This window comes from Phenylobacterium sp. (assembly GCF_044372605.1).
Classification (GTDB): domain Bacteria; phylum Pseudomonadota; class Alphaproteobacteria; order Caulobacterales; family Caulobacteraceae; genus Phenylobacterium.
Genome location: NZ_JBILRO010000330.1, coordinates 1 through 2,871, shown reverse-complemented (window position 1 = coordinate 2,871; position 2,871 = coordinate 1). Strand labels below are relative to the sequence as shown.

Annotated in this window: 4 protein-coding genes; 2 read left to right on the top strand and 2 right to left on the bottom strand. The window is 62.6% G+C overall.

Annotation, left to right across the window (positions count from 1 at the left end; all coding sequences use genetic code 11):
• A partial coding sequence (locus ACIQ42_RS17735) for a hypothetical protein (protein WP_397423552.1) occupies positions 1-535 on the top strand: 535 nt, incomplete at its 5' end.
• Between the two features lie 71 nt (positions 536-606).
• Complete coding sequence (locus ACIQ42_RS17730; RefSeq protein ID WP_397423551.1) at positions 607-1,305, top strand: IS6 family transposase; 699 nt, start codon at positions 607-609, stop codon at positions 1,303-1,305.
• A gap of 766 nt (positions 1,306-2,071) precedes the next feature.
• On the opposite strand, the gene ACIQ42_RS17725 is transcribed toward ACIQ42_RS17730, so the two are convergent.
• Positions 2,072-2,377: a YciI family protein gene (locus tag ACIQ42_RS17725; protein ID WP_397423550.1), complete on the bottom strand. Its 306-nt coding sequence runs from the start codon at positions 2,375-2,377 to the stop codon at positions 2,072-2,074.
• A partial coding sequence (locus ACIQ42_RS17720) for a nuclear transport factor 2 family protein (protein ID WP_397423549.1) occupies positions 2,374-2,871 on the bottom strand: 498 nt, incomplete at its 5' end. The genes ACIQ42_RS17725 and ACIQ42_RS17720, both read right to left, overlap by 4 nt.

The window sequence follows — 2,871 nt, the reverse complement described above, 5'->3', positions numbered from 1 at the left end:
AAAGTCGGTTCTGCCATCCGGTGCTCCGTTCGATCATCTCTTCGTTCTGGCTACCTTTACGGTCGCGGTGTCGCGCGAACTTCTGTCGATGACCGAACAGGCGGCTGTCACACGCGATCTGCCGCAAAATGTGTTCGGGACCGGAATGATGCGGATCCGAAAGCTGCCCACAGAGCCCGCCGAGGAAGTCGTCGGAAGACGCAGTAACCAACCTGAAAGACCGTCGGCGGGCGGCTTTCTGACCGGCGATATCTCCAATCCGATATTAGTGTCTAGCGGCAACGACGTGGTCTTCGATCGTGCAGCCCTTGCCCGCGGTCGTGGACGCCATGCGTTCGGGCAGCCGGGCGACGGCGGCAGACCGGTGTTGTCGAATTCACGCGCCTTGCTTGGGTTCATTATAGGTCGCGACAGCACGCGCACACTGCTGCTGGCTGCGGAAGATTTGGTGAACGAAATGGGTATTCGTTTCCTCACCCGGGCACCAAGGCCCGGCCTCCAGATCCAGACTATTCGCGCTCGTCGCGCCGCATAGTCAGCGCGGTGCTGTCAGTCTAACGGCAAGATGTCTCCAGATATGGCCATGTGGCCAGGATGGAGCCGCCCGTGAAGCCGATCTCATTCAAACGCCACCGGTTCCCAGCCGCTGTGATCCGGCATGCCGTCTGGCTCTACTACCGCTTTACGCTGAGCTTCCGAGACGTCGAGGAACTGCTGGCCCAGCGGGGCATCGAGGTCAGCTATGAGACGGTCCGCTGCTGGACGCTGAAGTTCGGCCCGCAGATCGCCGCGAACCTGCGAAGGCGCCGGTGTTTGCCAACCGGCCGGTGGCATTTGGATGAGATGTACGTCCGGATCGGCGGACAGAAGATGTGGCTGTGGCGCGCCGTGGACGACGAGGGCGAAGTTCTGGACGTTTTGGTCCAGAAGCGGCGCAACAAACACGCCGCTTTGAAGCTGTTGAGGAGGCTGCTCAAGAACCAGGGGATTCACCCCGAGACCATCACCACGGACAAGCTGGCGTCATACGGCGCGGCGGTGCGGGAGCTCGGCCTCAAGGGCGTCCACCGACCTGGCGGTATGCGGGAGAATAATCGGGCCGAGAACTCCCACCTGGCGATCCGACGACGAGAAAGAAAACAGCAGAAGTTCAAGTCCCAGGGCTCAGCCCAGAGGTTCCTCGCCACCCACGGTCCGATCTACAACACCTTCAACCTCCAGCCCCATTTGATCGGCCGATCGACCCTTCGCCAGTTCCGGGCCGAGGCTCACCGCGCGTGGACGGCTGCTGCCGCCGCCGCGTGATCTCGGCAACGGGGAGGGGGCTTCCTCGGGCTACCGGAGTTAAGTTGTCAGTTCCCTTGCAGCACCGCAAAATCGCCGCCTAGATATCAACCCCAGATGAGGCCAACCCTCCGCTAAATCCGCGCCACGACTGTCCCAAAACTTCTGACGACGTACAGTCATCCGCACAGGTGCGCTGCCAGGAGCGATGTCGCCAGCGAGCGCGCTGATCCAAGTGCGCCGAATTCTGCAGCCGACCGAGCAGGTGCTTACGGACCCATCGCACGCCGGATTGCTCCGGATCCTGCTGCCTATACGGTTGGTGATGAGGGGAGGGCGCAAGTGGCTAAGCACTCAATGCGGCTCGCCGTTGCCGCCGTACGTCAGACCGAACGTCAAACTCGTCCAATGGCTACGCAACGGTCATTCCATTCTGCGCGCCTGCGGGGTGAAGCCCGACAGCATTCGGCCGATGCTCAAGGCCAGAGCGCCGACATCTCCTCGAAAGCGAGCCTTAGCAGAGTTCGCGTTTCTGGCGCCCGACATCCAGCAGCGGATCTTGAGTGGGGAGATCCAGTCGGCGCCGCTGGGCCGCCTTCCGCTTTCTTGGGCCGAGCAGCGTCGGACGGTGGCGCAGTTCGAGAGGGACGTTTCCAGTCGAAACCGACAAAAAGTCTGTTGCGACTGAGCGAGGAGCAGGCAGTTAGAGGCTGATATTTCTCCGCCACTGCCTGGGCGCGCTGAGGTGGGGAGTTTTTCAAGCCGACAGCCGGGCGGCGGTCGCCGATCAGTCTGACATCAACGACGCCCAGTCGATCCTGCGTATCTTGTGCACGGTTATGTCGGCCCAGACGCCCTGCGTTACGTAGACTTCGCGCCCTAGGTACTCGTCCAGGGCGGCGCGGTCGGGAAACTCGCAGAGCACCACCGAACCGACCATGCGGTCGGCGTCGTCGAGCATGGCGCCGCCATCGACGATCGTGCCGTCAGCCTTGCCGGCTTTGATCCCGGCCATGTGTTCGGCGCGGCACGAAAGGCGTCGCTTAAGCGCGCCCTCGTCGCGGCCGTCGTGGGCGACAATTACGAAGTTCATGCCGGGCTCCCTGGCCGGCTCAGGACAGGGGCGGCAAGGTTATAGCCGCGGCCCGCGTAGTCGAATCCGGACAGTTCGTTGACCGGCGTGTCCCGGGTGGCAGGAGAGGCGTAGAAGGCTCGGATTTCCCTGATGCGCCGCGTCGCGTTGTCGAAAACGTACCACTCGTCGCCGCGCAGCGCCGTGCCGCTCTTGGTCTTCCAGTGTGTCCACTCGATGACGGCCTCGGGCGAGGCAGCCGAACAGAGAATTCTCTCGATGGTCCATACCGAGCCTAAGGTTTCGACACACCAGATCCAACCTTCGGCGATTCGCTCAGCGCCCACCCACGGCACGTCGGGCAGCCCCGGAGGAAAGTAGTGCACGGCGTCGGGCGTGAAGCAGTCCTTTAAGGCCACGAGGTCTGCGGCGTTGCATGCGGCGAAATAGCGCCGGATCAACTGCTCCATCTCGGCGGGCGAGAACTCAGGCGACATCGGATTTCTTGGCTCGCA